General features: G+C 49.7%; 21 protein-coding genes. 12 read left to right on the plus strand and 9 right to left on the minus strand.

Annotated elements, in window-relative coordinates:
• Positions 1-64: 64 nt before the first annotated feature.
• The 3 genes from Q1B11_RS07525 (at position 65) to Q1B11_RS07535 (ending at position 1868) form a co-directional block, all read left to right on the plus strand.
• Complete coding sequence (locus tag Q1B11_RS07525) at positions 65-481, plus strand: helix-turn-helix domain-containing protein (RefSeq protein ID WP_299730004.1); 417 nt, start codon at positions 65-67, stop codon at positions 479-481.
• A 3-nt stretch (positions 482-484) separates the two neighbouring features.
• Complete coding sequence (locus Q1B11_RS07530; protein ID WP_299730007.1) at positions 485-973, plus strand: 8-oxo-dGTP diphosphatase; 489 nt, start codon at positions 485-487, stop codon at positions 971-973.
• Positions 974-1388: 415 nt separating this feature from the next.
• Complete coding sequence (locus tag Q1B11_RS07535) at positions 1389-1868, plus strand: Hsp20 family protein (protein WP_299730010.1); 480 nt, start codon at positions 1389-1391, stop codon at positions 1866-1868.
• Positions 1869-2028: 160 nt separating this feature from the next.
• Here the strand turns inward: Q1B11_RS07535 and Q1B11_RS07540 are convergent, their stop codons facing one another.
• Positions 2029-2844 carry a TatD family hydrolase gene (locus Q1B11_RS07540; protein ID WP_299730013.1) on the minus strand — a complete coding sequence of 272 codons (816 nt, stop codon included), beginning with the start codon at positions 2842-2844 and terminating at the stop codon, positions 2029-2031.
• Between the two features lie 44 nt (positions 2845-2888).
• Between Q1B11_RS07540 and Q1B11_RS07545 the strand changes: the two genes are divergently transcribed.
• The gene (locus tag Q1B11_RS07545; protein ID WP_299730016.1) at positions 2889-3413 is read left to right on the plus strand and encodes a hypothetical protein; all 525 of its coding nucleotides are present in this window, start codon (positions 2889-2891) and stop codon (positions 3411-3413) included.
• Complete coding sequence (locus tag Q1B11_RS07550) at positions 3394-3924, plus strand: copper chaperone PCu(A)C (protein WP_299730019.1); 531 nt, start codon at positions 3394-3396, stop codon at positions 3922-3924. Before Q1B11_RS07545 ends, Q1B11_RS07550 begins: the two co-directional genes overlap by 20 nt.
• Positions 3925-3973: 49 nt before the next feature.
• Here the strand turns inward: Q1B11_RS07550 and Q1B11_RS07555 are convergent, their stop codons facing one another.
• Together Q1B11_RS07555 and Q1B11_RS07560 are read right to left on the minus strand one after the other, a co-directional pair.
• Entirely contained in the window at positions 3974-4774 is an 801-nt protein-coding gene (locus Q1B11_RS07555; RefSeq protein WP_299730022.1) for a hypothetical protein, read from the minus strand.
• Between the two features lie 484 nt (positions 4775-5258).
• Positions 5259-5648: a DUF2750 domain-containing protein gene (locus tag Q1B11_RS07560; RefSeq protein WP_067519665.1), complete on the minus strand. Its 390-nt coding sequence runs from the start codon at positions 5646-5648 to the stop codon at positions 5259-5261.
• Positions 5649-5828: 180 nt separating this feature from the next.
• Here Q1B11_RS07560 and Q1B11_RS07565 point away from each other — a divergent pair, with 180 nt between their 5' ends.
• Positions 5829-6440 carry a hypothetical protein gene (locus Q1B11_RS07565; RefSeq protein ID WP_299730029.1) on the plus strand — a complete coding sequence of 204 codons (612 nt, stop codon included), beginning with the start codon at positions 5829-5831 and terminating at the stop codon, positions 6438-6440.
• A gap of 12 nt (positions 6441-6452) precedes the next feature.
• Here the strand turns inward: Q1B11_RS07565 and Q1B11_RS07570 are convergent, their stop codons facing one another.
• Positions 6453-6647 carry a DUF4250 domain-containing protein gene (locus tag Q1B11_RS07570; protein WP_299730032.1) on the minus strand — a complete coding sequence of 65 codons (195 nt, stop codon included), beginning with the start codon at positions 6645-6647 and terminating at the stop codon, positions 6453-6455.
• A gap of 41 nt (positions 6648-6688) precedes the next feature.
• Positions 6689-7708: a rhodanese-related sulfurtransferase gene (locus Q1B11_RS07575; protein ID WP_299730035.1), complete on the minus strand. Its 1020-nt coding sequence runs from the start codon at positions 7706-7708 to the stop codon at positions 6689-6691.
• A gap of 148 nt (positions 7709-7856) precedes the next feature.
• Between Q1B11_RS07575 and nfsA the strand changes: the two genes are divergently transcribed.
• The 3 genes from nfsA (at position 7857) to Q1B11_RS07590 (ending at position 10087) form a co-directional block, all read left to right on the plus strand.
• The gene (gene nfsA, locus Q1B11_RS07580) at positions 7857-8591 is read left to right on the plus strand and encodes an oxygen-insensitive NADPH nitroreductase (protein ID WP_299730153.1); all 735 of its coding nucleotides are present in this window, start codon (positions 7857-7859) and stop codon (positions 8589-8591) included.
• A gap of 83 nt (positions 8592-8674) precedes the next feature.
• Positions 8675-8875, plus strand: a complete 201-nt coding sequence (locus Q1B11_RS07585) for a hypothetical protein (protein ID WP_299730038.1) — start codon at positions 8675-8677, stop codon at positions 8873-8875.
• Between the two features lie 6 nt (positions 8876-8881).
• Positions 8882-10087 carry an MFS transporter gene (locus Q1B11_RS07590; protein WP_299730041.1) on the plus strand — a complete coding sequence of 402 codons (1206 nt, stop codon included), beginning with the start codon at positions 8882-8884 and terminating at the stop codon, positions 10085-10087.
• A gap of 13 nt (positions 10088-10100) precedes the next feature.
• Here the strand turns inward: Q1B11_RS07590 and Q1B11_RS07595 are convergent, their stop codons facing one another.
• Both Q1B11_RS07595 and Q1B11_RS07600 read right to left on the minus strand, forming a co-directional pair.
• Positions 10101-10805 (minus strand): hypothetical protein, encoded by a 705-nt coding sequence (locus Q1B11_RS07595; protein WP_299730044.1) that lies wholly within the window; start codon positions 10803-10805, stop codon positions 10101-10103.
• A gap of 8 nt (positions 10806-10813) precedes the next feature.
• Complete coding sequence (locus Q1B11_RS07600) at positions 10814-11215, minus strand: SMI1/KNR4 family protein (RefSeq protein ID WP_299730047.1); 402 nt, start codon at positions 11213-11215, stop codon at positions 10814-10816.
• A 175-nt stretch (positions 11216-11390) separates the two neighbouring features.
• On the opposite strand from Q1B11_RS07600, the gene Q1B11_RS07605 reads away from it, so the two are divergent.
• The gene (locus Q1B11_RS07605) at positions 11391-13325 is read left to right on the plus strand and encodes a hypothetical protein (RefSeq protein WP_299730050.1); all 1935 of its coding nucleotides are present in this window, start codon (positions 11391-11393) and stop codon (positions 13323-13325) included.
• Positions 13326-13352: 27 nt separating this feature from the next.
• Here Q1B11_RS07605 and Q1B11_RS07610 read toward each other — a convergent pair whose 3' ends face one another.
• Positions 13353-14711 (minus strand): DEAD/DEAH box helicase, encoded by a 1359-nt coding sequence (locus Q1B11_RS07610; RefSeq protein ID WP_299730053.1) that lies wholly within the window; start codon positions 14709-14711, stop codon positions 13353-13355.
• Between the two features lie 8 nt (positions 14712-14719).
• Positions 14720-16120, minus strand: a complete 1401-nt coding sequence (locus Q1B11_RS07615; RefSeq protein ID WP_299730056.1) for a DEAD/DEAH box helicase — start codon at positions 16118-16120, stop codon at positions 14720-14722.
• 269 nt (positions 16121-16389) lie between these two features.
• Between Q1B11_RS07615 and umuD the strand changes: the two genes are divergently transcribed.
• Together umuD and Q1B11_RS07625 are read left to right on the plus strand one after the other, a co-directional pair.
• Positions 16390-16809 carry a translesion error-prone DNA polymerase V autoproteolytic subunit gene (gene umuD / locus Q1B11_RS07620; RefSeq protein ID WP_299730059.1) on the plus strand — a complete coding sequence of 140 codons (420 nt, stop codon included), beginning with the start codon at positions 16390-16392 and terminating at the stop codon, positions 16807-16809.
• Positions 16806-18083 (plus strand): Y-family DNA polymerase, encoded by a 1278-nt coding sequence (locus tag Q1B11_RS07625; protein WP_299730062.1) that lies wholly within the window; start codon positions 16806-16808, stop codon positions 18081-18083. The genes umuD and Q1B11_RS07625 overlap by 4 nt, the downstream gene beginning before the upstream one ends.
• Positions 18084-18093: the final 10 nt, after the last annotated feature.

Raw genomic sequence — 18093 nt, forward strand, 5'->3', positions numbered from 1 at the left:
TGTACGGATTTGAATCCAGGGCACATTTGTATACTATGCCCTTTTTTCTGGAGGGAGTCTCAAGGTGCAGTCCGAGCAGGTCGTTCTGGCAGAGATCAAGCAAACCCATGAAGGCACATTGGCAACCAAGTGCCCTGTGGAAATCACACAAGAGGTGATTGGCGGCAAATGGAAAGGAGTGATTTTATATCAACTGCTGGATTTTGAGTGCATGCGTTTTAGCGAATTAAAGCGCTGCATGCCTCGAATTACTCAACGAATGCTGACCTTGCAGTTGCGCAGCCTTGAAGCGGATGGACTGGTGAATAGAGCGGTGTACCCAGAAATTCCGCCGCGGGTGGAGTATCGTTTGACCCCGTTGGGACTCACTCTGAGGCCGGTCATTAACACCCTTCTTGCCTGGGGTGTGCTATACAGTGAAAACACATCCGACCGTTCAGCCCTGACAGCAGAACACACAGAGCAAAAAACAGGACAATAACAAGTGCAATCACTACAGGATATTGACTGGAATCACTGGCAGCCCACCTTTCCAGCCACGCTGACGTTTGTAATTAAAGACGACCAGATTCTATTGATCCGCAAAAAACGGGGCATCGGTGCCGGTAAAATTAATGGCCCCGGTGGTAAGTTGGACCCCGGTGAAACATTACTGGAATGTGCGATTCGTGAAGTTCAGGAAGAGTTGTGCATTACACCGGTGGCACCAGAGTTTGTGGGGGAGAATTTATTCCAGTTTACCGACGGCCTCTCCTTTCATGTGCACACGTATATTGCCCGTGATTATGAGGGGACGCCGGCAGAGACCGAGGAAGCGATTCCTCTTTGGTATGGGCTGGACAGCATTCCTTACGACGAAATGTGGGAAGACGACATTATCTGGGTACCAGAAATGTTGAATGGTCGTCGCTTTAAAGGGCGCTACTTGTTTGATGGCGATAACATGCTGGACCATGAAATAGAACTTTCATAATAAATTTCAAAAAAATCATATGCAGGGGTTGGAATTCAAATAGACGTCCATATATTGATATCAACGGGGGCTGATCAGCACCGTTAAAGTAGGGTCTGTTGACGTTTCGTTACGAGGCTCAGTGACTCAGAAAAACGGCAACCGCGCGAAAGGCTTGTGAAGTGCGTAGTCATTCTACGCCGAGCAAGCCTGACAAAGCGGGGACGTTTTTCTGAGTCACCCGAAGGGCGGATCAGGGCGCTCCCATGCCGTTGTTCCAGCGCCTTGAAAGGCAATGAGCATTCCTGCGGCACTGCGCCTAGCCATAGGAGCGCCCTGATCCGCTGAGCACGTAACGAAACGTCAACAGACCCTTAGGCTTGTCCAATAAGGAAAGCCGATTTTATCCACCTATTGCTCTTTTGAGGATATGGTTATGCGTACTATCGATTTTGATTTCACTCCACTCTATCGTTCTGCCATCGGTTTTGACCGGGTTGCCCAGCTGCTGGAATCCATGAACGGCGGTCAAGCGCAAAGCGCCAAGAACGGCGGTTACCCTCCTTACAACATCGAACTGCTCGACGACAACGAATACCGAATCACCATGGCGGTTGCCGGCTTCGCAGAAGACGAGCTGGAAATAGAAAGCCGTGAAGGTGCTCTCGTCGTTCAGGGTAAGAAAAAGGCAGACGACACTGAACGTAAATACCTTTATCAGGGGATTGCTGAACGTAACTTCGAGCGACGTTTCCAATTAGCTGACTATGTACGTGTAACTGGCGCCTCTATGAATAATGGCCTGCTTCATATTGATCTTGAGCGGGAAATTCCCGAAGCCATGAAGCCAAAAAAGATTACTATTGGTGGTAAAGTCGGCGATAAAAAATTGCTGGACGCTGAAGTCGAAGCCTAGGAGCCTGTCGGACTTAGCCGACCGTAGCGAGAAAAAGTCCGGTTTGAGTCAGTTTTTATGCTCATTTGAGGCGAATAGCGAGCTATTCAACGAAAAGGAGCATAAAAAATGGCCAAATCCGGTTTTTTCGCAGTAGGTCAGTGGTAAGTCCGACAGGCTCCTAGAGCTTAAATACTTCATAGCAATTAGAAGAGGTGGCTTCGGTCACCTTTTTTAGTGATAAGCCTCGCAACTCTGCTAAAACCTCTGCAACTTTCTGAACCCTTGCTGGCTCATTTCTCTCTCCCTGAAAACCATTTAACGGCATATCCGGTGCATCTGTTTCCAACACAATGCTGTCCAGTGGCAATGTTGCTGCAAGGTGTCGTGTTTTACTGGCCCGTGGGTATGTGATGCCTCCACCAAAGCCTAACTTGAAGCCCAGGTTTATATAGGTGTTCGCTTGCTGCTCACTGCCAGAGAAGGCATGGATGATGCCGCCTTGGGTGGGTTGGTGATGGCGTAAAATTTTCAGAATCTGATCATGACTCTTTCTGCCATGAATAATGAGCGGTAGTTGATGTTGGCTGGCCAGCTGAACATGAGCGGTAAACAGTTCGATTTGTTTTTTAATATTGGCCTCACAGTGTTTCTGGTCATAGAAATCCAGACCAGTCTCTCCGATAGCCACAACACTGTCCGGTTTTTTCTGCAGTCTCTCATCAAGAAGAACAAGGTGATTATTGTGGTGTTCGGCAAGAAAATAAGGGTGCAGGCCAAGCGCTGTCACCAAGCGAACAGTGGATGTGTTGTTAATGTGTTCAATCAGATCCAGCAACGGTTGCCACTCCGCGCATCGAGTGGCCGGTACACAAATGGTACCAATACCCGCTGCGAGCGCCCGCTCAATCACTTGTTCTCGATCCTGATCGAAAACCGGAAAATTCAGATGACAATGGCTATCAAATAGTGCGACTTCTCGGTAGTCTTGCTGCACAAGGAATGTTCATCCCTATAAATTAATCTTTGATTCTAATAACGATGACAGCTGTACGAAAACATTCAACACAATTTTTGATCTCTGCAATACTTCTGGTGGCGCTGGCTTCGGTGTTTTATGTATCGAAGTACCTGAAAAATGCCCAGAATATTTCTGATAAACCCGTAGTCAAAACCACCAGTTATTGCCAAACCGTGGTTGGTTGCAGCGCTATTCTGGATGGCAATGAAGTGACATTGCACATTTCCCCTCCGAGCTTGCCGGCAGCACAGCCGCTGGATATTTCGGTGAGCATCTCAGGGCTGGCAGCAGAAAACGTGACCATGGAGTTTATTGGCCGGGATATGCACATGGGATTGATGCCCTTTGTCCTTCAGGAATTGCCTCCGACAAATATCGGCACCAAGACGTTTATGGGGGCGAGCAGCGTCAGCTTCTGTACGGTAGATAACACCATGATATGGATGGCAGAGCTGAAAATAGAAACGGCGGATGCCATTCACTCTGTCTTGTTTGAATTGGATACCAGCAAAGAGGAAGTCAGTGATGCAAAAACGACATCATGAAGGTAAAACAAAAAGAACCCGGTTCCACGCAATGGTTTCTGGTGTGATGGCCGCAGCATTATTGCTGGTCGGTCAGTCTGCTTCGGCTCATGAGAATGGTCATGGAAGCCATGACGCACAGGGTGTTATTGAGTTGTCTGGCGTGATGGCGCGAGCGACCAAGCCAGGGATGTCGACTTCTGCCGCTTATATGGTAATTCGAAATACCAGTGACGAAGCGGTCACTATTGAATCCATTGATAGCCCGGTGGCAAAAAAAACCGAACTGCACACAACCACCAAAAAAGATGGCATGATGAAAATGCAGCGGGTGGATAATCTGGAAATCCTGCCGGGTCAGGAAGTGCAGCTAAAGCCAGGTGGTTACCACGTTATGTTAATGGGGCTGAACAACCCTATTACCAATGGCAGTGAAGTGCCTGTCACGATTACCTTTAGCAATGGCGAAAAGCAGACCGTAAAAGCCCATGGGATGGAGAGCATCAAAGGTCAGCACATGGCTCACCACTGAGCATTATCCGTTACAAGAAAGGCGTCAACAGACGCCTTTCTTGTATAACTCATTTGCTAACAGGCCGATAAACCCCATTGGGTAAAGTTTGTGGAAGGTTGTACTCAGGTGTTGTGAGCAATCGATACACAGCAGAATCTTTTTCTTTCAGGAGTGCTGGGGTATAAAGTTGCCACTCATCGCTGACTTCGCCCTTACGGTTTTCCTGTGCCCCTAGCAACGAAGTGATCGCCCAGTAGAAGTACTCTGTGGCCATGCAGCTGTAATCGCAGGTGTCATCGTCATAGGTATACCATGCATTTTCAGGGTAATGGGGCGGAATGGTTAGAAATTGACCTCCACGAGCCTGATCCATCGCATTTGTCAGCAGTGTTCCGGGTGTTTCACCAAAGACCTCAGGGTAAGCTGAAGCATATCCAGCGTGGCTGATGATGTGCCAGACCTCTTCCAGAGAAGCATCAAAACGACCACGGTGGCCGTTAGTATGCCACTTTGGCATGGTTTCATCGTTACCTAAATCCTGACCTATCGCATCTTCCGGTTCATCCATATCATTAAGATCATCAGGGCTTTCCCACATGATCATAAAGGCATGGTTATCTTTCATGGCATCCAGCACGGAAGGGTTATCTACTTTGCCATCCTCATCATTATCTAAGTATTGAGCCATCACATTGGCTGCATGAAGCAGCCGGTCATCCTTCACGTTGTAAACGGCATAGATAGGAATGCCAAATACGTCTACTTTTCGGTTAAAGGCACTAAAGCCCTTATCGTGATTGCTCACGATCATGAAATTAGGGTCGTTACCAGACTCACTTATGCTGTTTTCTTTTGAAAAATCAGACATGACACAACCATTAAGGATAAGGAGCAGAGTTGGCATTATAACGTTTTGAAGTCTCAAGTTTTTTACCTCATTACTTGTCATCTTCATATTGTACGACCAAGGGCGTAACCATCTCGTAAAAGCTATTTCATAGTATTCGGATTATCATCTGGTTACGCCCGCGAAGGAGGGTGTTGCAAAAGCATGGGGACGAGATGTTTGGAGTTTTGCGACAGCCTCGAAGGCAGGAGTCCATTGGAAGGAAGGTTCCCGCCTGCGCGGGAACGACGATAGTACGGCTATTACGCGGAGTGTCACTAGTGCAAGGAAGCGTTAATACCCATACCGTTCACACTGAGCGGAGTCGAAGTGTGGTGCCTTGATCCTTCGACTCCGCTCAGGATGAACGGGGATGTATGCCTTATAACGCTTGGCTACACTAGACATTTACTTAGACATAAAGACGTCATTTGACGTATTTATTGATGTTGCACAAGGGAAGCTTTCAGCTTTCAAGCTCGGCAAGTATGGCCTCAGCCAGTTCTGCCGGTGTCATAACGATGCCTTCTTCCTCATCAACCGGAAAAACCGCCAGAACGGTGTTGTCTTTTTCCAGCCCGGGAATCCAGCGCTCGAGCCATGCATCCAGTGTAATGGCTTTGGGTTTGCAATCTGACCAATCGCCCACCGCCCATGCGGCCGCGAAATCCGGATGAGGCCAGATAGGCAGACATTCTTCGCCGTCAGTGGATGAGAGTTCAACCCAGCCCTCAGGGCTGTGCAAGCTCCAGATCTCTTCCCAATTGGCCACTTTTTTCAAAAAGTAGTCAAAACGCTCGTGGTCAGGCAGCTTCTGGATTGACTCAAGTTGTTTGTCGTTGAGTTTATAGGTCATCAGGTAACAACGCATAGAGTGACATGGATGAAGGGAGTGTATGCTGTTCGTTCATTTATTTGCAAATGCTCTGCGTTTAATTAGAGCGTTTTCAACGCTGAGCTAAAATGTTGGCTGGTGTTCTTTCTTAATGAAAGGGTATAGTCGCCCTCCCACATCAAGCTGTCTGTTTTGTAGCCTATGAAGTTGTATGGAATGCCATTAGCGGCCTGTTTTATGGTGGCGGTGTTGATGGCTTGCAGAGAATTCTGTCCATTTTGGCCTGCGTTGTCGTTTATTGAAACATTCTGGCTGTTTTTGGCAGGGCTGATTGGTGGCATTCGGCTGCCGGATCTGGATCTGCGTATTCCCGGGCTTTCGCACCGATCCGCGATCACCCATTCCTGCCTGCCGGCCGTGTTGCTTTGGGTGTTGGGTGATGTGTTTATTGCGGCGGGCCTTGCACTGGGTATTGCACTTCATCTTTCATCAGACTTGCAACCTAAATCCTGGGCCGGTGGCGCACTGATTAAACTGCCGATACTGGGCAGTATTGGCATGCTCTCGCCCTTATGGTTGATCGTGAATATTGTTGGTTGCTTTGCCATGGTGATTGAAGTGATATCAGGCGAATCGGTGGATGCCCGGCAGGCGATCGTCATGATCAGCGTGATCGGTTCTGGTTGGTACTTTCTTCAGGAAGAAAAGCGTCCGCTGTTGCCTTTGATGACACTGGGATTTGCCATATTGCTTGTGCATGCCGTCAAAGGTGGGACGCTGTCGGTAAAGATGGTGTGGCAGTATTTTGCATAGCCGATTTAAGGGTTAATCATGCACAAACTGGTTGTTCATGCTCTGGTAATGAAACTGGATTTTGTGCAGCTTCTCTTCGATGGATTGTGCACTCATATCCATTTCTTCTTCCAGCTCACTCAGCGAACTGCAGGTCAGCCGGAGTTTTTCATTCACAATGCTCAACAGAACAAACGGGCTAAGTTGCTCAGGGTGTTGTAGTTCCATGGCGGACTCCTCCATAGATGAACTCTCTACAACACAATAGCCTAGCTGGCCGATTTTTCCTCTCGGTGTTTTTCCTGCTGCCTTTTACGTTCTTCCGATTTTCTTAAACGACGTTGTTCCACTGTTTTTAAAGCATCACCACCCATATGCGCTTCACCACGGGCTTTAGCGAGGTTCATCTGCCGTTCCCGCTCCTGAAAACGGGCCCGTTGTTTGTCGGTGAGTTTGTCGTAGCAGTGTGGGCAGCTGACACCCTGCTGGAATTTTTCGCTGCGTTTGTCGTCTTCGGTGATGGGTAAACGGCAGGCGTTGCATTGATCGTATGAACCGGGCTCCAAATTATGGTTAACGGTGACCCGGTCATCAAACACAAAACATTCGCCTTCCCAGAGAGATTCCTCTGCAGGCACCTCTTCGAGATATTTGAGAATACCGCCTTTCAGGTGGTACACCTCGTCAAACCCTTTTTGCTTCAATAGCGCGGTGGATTTTTCGCAACGAATACCGCCGGTGCAAAACATGGCGACCTTTTTATGTTTTTCCGGATTCAGGTGTTCATCCACGTATTCCGGAAATTCACGGAAGGATTCCGTGTTTGGGTTAAGGGCGTGTTTAAAGGTACCTACCTGTACTTCGTAGTCGTTGCGGGTATCCACCACCACCACATCCGGATCGCTGATCAGAGCGTTCCAGTCTGTGGCGTTCACATAGGTGCCCACCACTTCTTTCGGGTCGATGCCTTCAACGCCCAGGGTAACAATCTCTTTTTTCAGCTTCACCTTGGTGCGCTTGAACGGCATTTCATCGCTGAGGGATTCTTTACACTCGATAGGGTTAAGGCGCTGGTCTTGATTGAGCCAGTTCAGCAGAGCATCAATCCCATCGCGATTGCCAGCCACGGTGCCATTAATGCCTTCTTCCGCCAGCAACAGGGTGCCGCGCACATGGTTGGCTTCCATGGCTCTTAACAGTGGTTCACGGAGGTCTTTATAATCGTTCAGGGTGACGAATTTGTAGAGGGCGCAAACCACAGTGGGTGCGTCGTTTTGAAGTGATTGCATTGTCTTTATTGTCCTTTACTGCCAGCCGGATCGTAAATCCGGAGCGGGTGTTAGCTGACGGATAGTAGCAGATTTGACAGTGCCTGAAAAATCGGGGTGCTGCTATGATAGAGCCAACAATAAAGACCGGAACCCTGTGATTGCCATGATGCAGAATGTAATTGAACTTCTTCAATCCCACCGCTCTATTCGCAAGTTCACCAATCAGCCCATTGAGCCCGATTTGCTGAAGGCTTTGATTCGTTCAGGGCAGAGCGCCGCCACCTCCAGTAATCTTCAGGGCGTTAGTGTCATCCGGGTTCGCAATCCGGAAACCAGAGCGGCTATGGCGAAGCATGCCGGAGGGCAGGCTTACGTTGAAGAGGCGGCAGAGTTTCTGGTGTTCTGTGCCGATTTGAATCGTTCCGGCTGGTGCTGTGAGCAGTCTGGCACACCCATGGCGGAAGGCATGACCGAGCATTTTATTATCGCTACGGTGGATGTTGCCCTATTTGCCCAGAACGTGGTGGTGGCCGCGGAATCGGAGGGTTTGGGGATTTGTTATATTGGTGGATTACGTAACAACCCAGAGCCGGTCAGTGAGCTGCTGGCGTTGCCCGAGCATGTCTACCCGGTGTTTGGGCTTTGCCTTGGATACCCGGATCAAGATCCAGAATGCAAACCAAGGCTGCCTTTGGACGCGGTATTGATGGAGGAGCATTATCAGCCGGTAAATCCAGAGCTGATCGCTGAGTACGATGAGGTGATGCGGGATTATTATCAGCGTCGGACCCATGGCCAGTTAAACCGAGCCTGGTCGGAAGATATGCCAGAATTGCTGGGCAAAAAGTCACGACCTCATATGAAAGCGTTTCTCGACAGTAAGGGCTTCAAGCTTCGTTGATATAAATTGAGATAAATACCAATGGCTGGCTTAAAAGTGAGCAGATACACTGCGCGCCTTTTATGTGCCGGCCATTTCCCACCATGAACTCCCAATCCCTTCGAGCCCAACTGGGGCGTATGACTCTGGTGCTGGCGATCACGTTATTTTTTGTGCACAGCACGCCGGGGTTGATTGATCTACTGGCTGGTCAGGCTGTGGATGCGGGTTGTCATCAAAGTGCTCGTCATCAAAGCACTGACATGTCTGCATCTTCTCAATCTCATTTACACCACGGACACTGATTCCCCATGAGCATTTTTCGATTTCCACCGCTGGTCTGGCTGGGGATAGGCATTCTGATTATTTGTCTGGGTATTCGACAATCGTTTGGTATTTTTATGATGCCGGTGTCGGAGCATTTTGGTACAGGGCGGGAGTTTTTCAGTTTTGCCATTGCGTTGCAGAACTTACTCTTTGGCGTATTTCAACCGTTTGTCGGTATGGCGGCGGATCGCTTTGGGGCTAAACGGATTATCTTTGCCGGTGCCATTGCTTACGCACTTGGGTTGTATCTGACGTCTATTGCCACCGCCGCCGGGATGCTTTATCTCTCGTTAGGTGTGCTCGTTGGTCTTGGTTTGAGCGCCACCAGTTATGTGATTGTGTTGGGCGCTGTAGCGAAAGTGGTGCCTGCTCAACACGCAGCAAAAGCCTTTGGTTTGACCACCGCCGCTGGTTCTTTCGGCATGTTTGCCATGATTCCCGGTGCTCAGTATCTGATCAGTGATTTTGGCTGGCAGCAGGCGTTAATGGTCTTCGCCCTGTTGTGCTCCGTGATGGTGGCTTTTGCCCTGTTTATGAACACATCAAAAAAGGGTGCTCAGACGACAGTAGACAATCAACCGGAACAAACCTTGAAACAAGCCCTGAAAGAAGCCTTTTCCCACAAAGGGTATTGGCTGATTCATGCAGGATTTTTTGTGTGTGGTTTCCATGTGATGTTTATTGCCACCCACTTGCCAAGTTATCTGGCGGATATGCACCTGCCAGCCTCCAGCGCTGCCATGGCATTGGCGTATGTCGGCATCTTCAATATTTTTGGGTCTTATTTCTGGGGCGTCATGGGTGACCGTTTCAGCAAACGGCATGTGATGTCTGCTCTGTACTTCCTTCGTACCGCGGTCATCGGTGCTTTTGTGACGTTGCCGGTGACGGTGAATACCGCAGCGATTTTTGGTGCAGCCATTGGTTTCTGTTGGTTGGGTACGGTGCCACTGACGTCTGGTTTGGTGCGACAGATTTTTGGCTCACGCTATATGTCGACACTCTATGGCCTGGTGTTCTTTACCCATCAGGTGGGCAGCTTTCTGGGCGCCTGGGCGGGTGGACGTATTTATGACTTTACGGGTTCCTATGAGCCGATCTGGTGGTCAACGGTTGTGTTGGCATTCCTTGCCGGTTTGATTCACTTTCCAATTGATGATCGACCCGTAGTCAGATTGGCAGCGGCCTAAAAGCCGCCACACATCATTGAATATTGTTTAACACTGCCGGCAGAACCTCGCTGAGCCGTTGACTGGCTTGCTGCAAGTTCTGCAGAAATTGCTCAGCATTATCTACCTCGACATCAATATGGTCGGTGACGGATTTGATGGGCAGAAACTCAATGTCGTAAAGCGCAGCAACGGAAGCAATGGCTGCGCATTCCATCTCTTTCGCCATGCCTTTATTGGCGATGATGCGTTGTTCATCGATTTCCGGCATATCCAGTGAGTTGCCCGTGGTCACAACGCCCAGCTTGTGAGGAATGCCGGCAAAATACTCGGGGTGATATGCCGTTGGGTAGTGGCCTTCAGCAAACCTGTCGAAACCTTCCAGTGCGACCCGGTGGTCGTGGTAAACCACGGGCTGATTGGAGGTGATGATATCGGCAATGTTCGCATCTCGGGCAAACGCACCGCAGGTGCCGGCATTAATAATCAGGCTGGGTTGGAAGGCCAAAATAGCAGACTGCGTATTTAATGCGGCGTACTCCGTGCCAATCCGGTCAACCTGATGCACAGGGCACTTGCCGTTAAGGGAAAGCATAATGGCATGGTCGTTGAATCCGCCTCGGTAACGTGGAAAGCCACCATTCAGGTTTTGCTGGTCTGCGACGGGTTTCAGGCCCAGTTTTTCAATAACCGGCCTGGCCTCGGCTTCCATGGCCATAATGATCAGGGTTTTTTTCATGGTCGCCGTTAGCTCTCCATCCACACATCCCTGACCCACAGCCAGAGTGAAGGCCAGCTGTCGTCTGTGACTTCACCATCCGCCCAGCGAACCACTTCGCCTTCTTCAGAGATGCCGTAATATTCACCGTTGCTTTCACAAACCGGAATCAGTTCCCGAGGCAGGCCTTCGGCCCAGGCATTGGCAGCCACTTCTGGCAGGTAAGTGTGGGATTGGGGATCGGTCACAGTGACCGGTTCAATGGAACCATAAATGACATCGCTGACCTGCAGCAGAAATTCTCTGAGCTCATAGGGAAGGGGAACGAGAAGCTGCTCTTCCACTTCTATCAGCAGGTCTTCATCCGGCAACTCCAGTGGTACGGATACATCCAGAGCGCGTTCACGCAATTCTTCAATGACATCTTCCATTATCAACGACCATGGTTATTCAAATTAATACAAGGGTGCCCATTTCTCTTAAAGAAAAAGATACGGTCAATCTCACTAATAGTAAGAAAAAGTATATCACTGACGTCTCTCACGCCCAAAAATTCAACTAATTTAGAGTAATAATTATGAAGCATATATAAGGAGAAGTATTAGAATGAATATTGGCGTGCAGCACTCAGCTTTACCCGTTTCCGTTTCCACATCTATGAATTTCAATTCGTCAGGCAATGAACTCAGGAACAAGCAGAATACAGAAGGTGTTTTGCATAGAGGCAGGCTTGTTGAATTTTCCGAAGCATCTCAGGGTAACCAGATACCCCACTCTACTCACGACAATAACAACCACCCACACCTACCCTCAAATACCCATACCCGGCCCTCAGAGAGGTTGACTGCTCAGGAACAGACTGTCGGTGAGCGGCTATTTAAAGTTTTCAGTGATGGTGATCTCAAATCCACCTTTACAGCGATGAATCTATTAAAAGAGGAATTGGGCCATGGGCCGGTTTTTTCTTTGGAAGCGATTGATGAAGCTATCGATGGGCTTAAGCAGAGCTCCGATAGTTACAGTAATCAGAGTATTGAGCCAGTTAGTCAGTCGAAGCGACAAAATGTACAGTGTGTGCATGGAGATACGGTTGATCGGTTTTTGAACCATGTAAATGCATTTCAAGATGGTGAATCCAGGCAGTTATTGCAGGATTTTTTTTCCAGCCCTGGGTTGATAGCAAGGTTGGCCAGTTATGAGGATTACTGGGCAGAGAATTTAGATGGTAGAGATATGACTGTTAATAAATTCTTTGACCATTTGGAAGATATTCCCCCAGTATCGAAGGGCACTAAAAAAGGTATCTCAGGGGCTGGAGGGGGCAATTATAGTATTTCTGGTCTTGGTGGCGTGCTTGTTTTTCTAAATAGGCTTGTTGGTGTTTCGGCTCAGGAGGGCGATGACAATAATCGCATCTGTAGCAAGTCTAAAGATGATATTGACCCATGCCTTGTTGGTGAGAGGGGAGAAAAGGGCGAGCCTGGGCTACAAGGAGAGAAAGGCCAGAGGGGGCGGACGGGGACAATTGGTGCCTGGGGGCCTAAAGGGAATAAAGGCGACCAGGGGCCTGCAGGCCCCAGAGGGTATAGACATCCCGTGAGTGCGTTTAAAGAAGAGATAAAAAAGGCTATAACGGCAATGAATATTACCGGCCCTCAAGGCGAGAAGGGTAATAAGGGCTCCCGAGGTCAAAGAGGGATTCAAGGTCAGCGAGGACATTCTGGTGTCAAGGGTGATCAAGGCGTGCAGGGGCTGGTCGGTATGACGGGAGCACCAGGTCTAAAAGGAGAGCCGGGAGAAAGAGCCCTTCAGAAAAATGCTATTAAGGGTTCCAAAGGCGAAAAAGGTATGCAGGGAGGAATCGGCGCTAAAGGAACGGCAGGCGCTAAGGGGGATAAAGGAATATCAGGGCTGGATGGTGCTTCGGGACAGGCCGGGCCAAAAGGAAAGCGGGGTTTAAATGGACGTAAAGGTCTACCGGGATTGGACGGTTCACCAGGACGTAAGGGCGACACTGGGGCGATGGGGGCCAGAGGTGAAAAAGGGAATAAGGGAGAGACGGGCGCTATGGGTTTATCCGGGAGTATGGGGAAAAATGGTACGGATGGGATGAAAGGCGATGCTGGACCTCCCGGGCTTAACGGTACCAAAGGAGAAATGGGTGCACCCGGTTTGATGGGACCTCCTGGTCTAATTGGAAAACCCGGACCGGCTTGGTCTCCACAAAATATCACTGACGCTCAAGGATTACCTGATAGTGCGACCAGTTGTGAATGCGGCGGCTTGTCAGTGATAGATAAAATAGGGGTAGCTGGCGGTGTGATATTTTTGCTGGGGCTCTCCACTGTGGGTTTATATAAAGCGGCTAAATATTGTTGTGGTCCGTCATCAGTAAAACATACTGCTGATGCAGCAGCCGGTAAAAAACCTCCATTCGCAGGGGCTAAACCTCAAGCATTAAGGTCACAACAAGCATCACCGTTCAAAGCCGGCGAAAGTATTCCTTTAACACAAAGAACGTCCGCAGCGGCTTCGGTCTAACAGTGCACATCTGGCACTCTTTAAAACTCAAGACTTACGTTTAGAGCCGGAAGGCGCAGACGGTCTTCTGGCTCCACGAGCAGCACCCGTTGCCGGTTTGCTGCCTCCACGTTTGCCCATTGTTTTACCGGCGTATTTTTTTATAGCAGGTTTTTTCGCTTTTGGGTCAGGTTTTCTGCCTCTGTTGCGTGGTTTGGCGGCAGGGGTTTCTGATTCGTTCGGGCGTACCTCACCGTCTTCAAAGTAAGGCAGTGGCTCAATCTCAATGGGGCGATTGAGCAGTTTTTGCAGGCTTGGTAATAGATGTTTTTTCTCTTCAGGGTTGATCAGGGCGATGGCTCGACCCGGCTGCCCCGCACGGCCTGTACGACCAATGCGGTGTACATAATCCTGAGGCACCTTTGGTAAATCAAAGTTAACGACCAGCGGCAACTGTTCAATGTCCAGTCCACGGGCGGCAACGTCCGTAGCAACCAGTACGTCAAAGTAGCCGTCTTTAAAATCTTCCAGTGTGCGAACCCGTTGATACTGGTTGATGTCACTGTGAATCGGCTGGGCATTAATGCCGTCTTCTTCGAGCAGCTCGGCAATGCGGTTAGCCGCTTTTTTGGTGCGCACAAACACGAGTGCTTTCTTAAATTTCCCACCATTGATCAGGTAGCTGAGAATTTCAGGTTTGTCGGGCTGGTCCACCGGGTAGAACGATTGCTTAACGGTTTTTGCTGCAGAGTTCGGGTTTTCAATCTCAACCTTCACCGGATGACGCATGAAATCATGGGCCAGCTGTTTGATGTCTTTGGAGAAGGTGGCAGAGAACAACAGGTTTTGTCGTTTCACCGGCGCATTTTTAAGAATACGTTCAATGTCGTCTTTAAAGCCGAGATCCAACATACGATCCGCTTCGTCCAACACCAGAATGCGCAGATTGGTTAGCTCGATGTGTTTGCGGTTGATCATGTCCGCCAGACGCCCCGGTGTGGCCACCAGAATATCGGCACCTTTGCTCAGGGCAGTCAGCTGGTCTTCAATATCGACACCGCCGAATACCGCAACGGTTTTCAGCTCAGAGTGCTTGCCGTAGGTTTGAAAGCTTTCAAATACTTGCAGTGCTAACTCGCGAGTAGGAACCAGAACTAATGCGCGCACTGCGTTGCTGGCTTTCATTTGCGACAGACGCTGCAGAATCGGCAGGGTGAAACTGGCGGTTTTACCGGTGCCGGTTTGAGCCGAAGCCATCATGTCCCGACCAGTGAGCGCCATAGGAATGGCTTTGGCCTGAACGGGGGTTGGCTTTTTATAGCCCGCTTCCTGAACAGCTTTAAGAAGTGTGTCGTCTAATCCAAGAGTGGAGAAGTCAACATTGGTAGTAGCAGTTGCTTTACTCATGGGACGATTTATTTCCTGCGTTTAACGGGGGCGAAGCCAGCGTCTTTGATAATGTCAGTTTTTGTTTCGGATCTTTTTTCAGGTCGTTTTTCAGACTTGCTCACAGCTTTGTCATTCACAGGCTTGTCGGCGGAAGACGTACGACGTTTGCCGATATTCTTTTTATCGCGATGGCGCTGTTTTTCTGCGCTGTTTTTCGCGTCCGACTTTTTCCCCGCCTTTTTCTTTTTACCTGCAGCTTTGCCAGAGGCTTTGACTTTTTTCGGGCCTTTATAACTGCCAGCCAGTTCTTTGATGGTTCGCAGTTCAAAACGCAAACGAAGATATCGCTCGGTGGCGGACATGCGATTCCACTCATCCGGACCAATCAGCGAAATCGCCAGTCCTTGTTTTCCGGCACGGCCGGTGCGGCCAATACGGTGCACATAGTCGTCGCCATTGCGTGACATTTCGAGATTGATGACCAGATCAATGCCTTTGATGTCCAGACCGCGAGCGGCCACATCCGTAGCAATCAAGATGTTGATCTTGCCTTCTTTCAGCAGGGTCATCACATGTTTGCGTTCACGCTGATCCATTTCACCGTGGAGCATGCCTACCCGAAAACCTTTTACCCGGATCTTGCCAACAAACTCTTCCGCTCTTGCCCGGGTATTGGTGAATACCAGCGCTTTGTCGTAAGTTTCGTTTTTCAGCAGCCAGATCAGCAGCTTTTCTTTATGAGCAGTGTCGTCGGACAACACAATCTGCTGGTGGATGTTGGCGTGTTTTTCCCGCACCGAATTCAGCACCAGGCGGGTAGGTTCCTGCAATACTTCGCCGGCGATATTTGCCAGGCTTTTGCCTTCCAGCGTGGCGGAGAACAGCAGGGTTTGTCGCTCAGCGTTGCACTCGGCCACGATGGTTAACACATCCGGGCCAAAGCCCATGTCCAGCATGCGGTCTGCTTCGTCGAGAATCAGGTATTCCAGATCGCGGAAGTCGTGGTTGCTGTTGTTGATGTGTTCGATCAGCCGGCCCGGCGTAGCAATCAGGATTTCCGGATTCTTGCGCAGTGTATTGACTTGATGACGGTAGTCTTCGCCGCCCACAATCAAGCCTGCTTTTATATAGGTATAACGAGCCAGCGATTCGCACTCTTTCAGTACCTGAAGCCCAAGCTCCCGGGTCGGCACCAGAATCAGGGCGCGGGTGCTGGTTTTAGGGGAGGTCTGGGTGTGCATATGGTGAATCATGGGCAGCAAAAAGGCCGCGGTTTTGCCGCTGCCCGTTTCTGCGCTCACCATCAGGTCTTTCCCTGTTAATATCAGGGGCAGGGTTTGTTCCTGAACCGGGGTCGCTTCAGTAAAACCGGATATAGCCAGTGCTTTTTGCACTCGCTCATGGAGTTCCAGATCGGAAAATAACAATGGGGAGTTTCCTCGGGGTTGACGCATAAACAACGGGAAGGCTGCCCGAGAATAGAGAAATCTATTTCTGAAACGCCTTCTGAGTGTTGTTTGAGAGTAGATGCGTATTCTAAGTTCCCGAGGACTGGAATACCATGAAAAATCGTCATTCCGGCAGAGGATAAAACAGAATCAGTCAGCTCAGGCATGATTTTGTTTCCTGAACGGGGATAGCAAAATGTGCAGACTGTATTTATACTGTATATAAATACAGTATTTGTGAGTGTGGCATGAAGCCAGCCCCGATTATTTCCAAAGCGACTCTGAAGTACCCGTTTTACCAGAGCCCGGCCGCCTGTGGCTTTACCAGCCCGGCGGCGGATTATCTACAGGATACTCTGTCTCTGGATCAGTTGTTAATTCGCCATCCCGCCGCCACCTTCTTTGCCCGGGCCCAAGGGTGTTCCATGGAGGGTGCCGGTATTTTTGATGGCGATATTCTGATTATTGATCGTTCCCTCACGCCGGGTGATGGTGATGTCATCCTCACGTTGCTGGATGGTGAGCTGATTGTGAAACGTCTGGTTTACCGCAATGGCAAACCCCGGCTGCACTCTGAACATCCCGACTATCCTCCGATCAAACTGAACAATGAACAGAGTTTGAATGTGTGGGGCGTGGTCACTGAAGTGATTCACCATCTGCGATGAAACCCGTGATTGCCCTTTGTGATGCGAACTCGTTTTACTGTTCCTGCGAGCAGGTGTTCAATCCAGCTCTGTTGAATAAAGCACTGGGCGTGTTAAGTAATAATGATGGCTGCATTGTGGCACGGACTCCTCAGCTGAAGGTGTTGGGCGTTGCCATGGGGACGCCGGCGTTTAAAGTACGAGAGCAGGTGGCGCGGGGTGAGATTATTCTACGCAGTTCCAATTACGCTCTGTATGGCGATATGTCTTCCCGGTTTATGTCGGTACTGGAACAATTTACGCCGACGTTGGAAGTGTATTCCATCGATGAGGCGTTTGCGGATTTGAGTGGCTTTCCACCAGAACAGCTAGAGTCCATTGGGCAGGAAATGAAACAACGGGTTTTTCGTTGGACGGGCTTACCCATTGGCGTGGGCATTTCCACCACTAAAACCCTGGCCAAACTGGCCAACTACGCGGCGAAAAAATACCCGGCTACCGGTGGTGCGGTGGATCTGACCAATCCGGAGCGACAAAAGCGATTAATGGCCATTACGCCGGTTGGCGAGGTTTGGGGCGTTGGCCGCCGAATTGGCAGAAAGCTCGAGGCTCATGGCATACACACAGCAGGCCAATTAGCCAACAGCAACCGGCAATGGATTAAAAAACAGTTTTCTGTGGTATTGGAGCGAACGGTTTGCGAACTTCAGGGTGAAAGCTGCTTACCCTGGGAAGAAGGAGGGGTAGTGAACAAGCATCAGATTCTCTGCTCCCGGAGTTTTGGCAAACGAGTGACCACAAAACAAGAGTTGCACGCCGCACTGGCCTGTTATATCTCCCACGCTTGCGAAAAACTGCGGAATCAGAAACAGTTTGCCCGGGAAGCCATTGTCTTTATCCGCACGGACCCTTTTAACCAATCACTGTCACAAACTGGTCGCAGTATTCGTCTGCAGGTGCCGGAGCCTACCAGTGAAACCGGCATATGGCTCAGGCAACTGCCGGCGGCACTGGATGCCATGTTCTGCGAAGGTTACGAATACAAAAAAGCCGGGTTTATATTGATGGATCTTTGTAAGGTGCAGGGTTTTCAGGGGGATTTACTGAATATGGATGCTTTGCCAGACAATCGCCCGATGATGTCGGTTCTGGATGCCATTAATCGTCGTTACGGGCGGCAAATACTGCGACCGGCATCGGTTGGGTTTGAGCAACAGAATTGGCACATGAATCAGCAGCTATTGAGCCCCGGTTATACCACCCATTGGCAGCACATCATGGGTGTGAAAAGCTGAAATATGTGGG

The organism is uncultured Endozoicomonas sp. (assembly GCF_947495845.1).
Lineage (GTDB): Bacteria > Pseudomonadota > Gammaproteobacteria > Pseudomonadales > Endozoicomonadaceae > Endozoicomonas.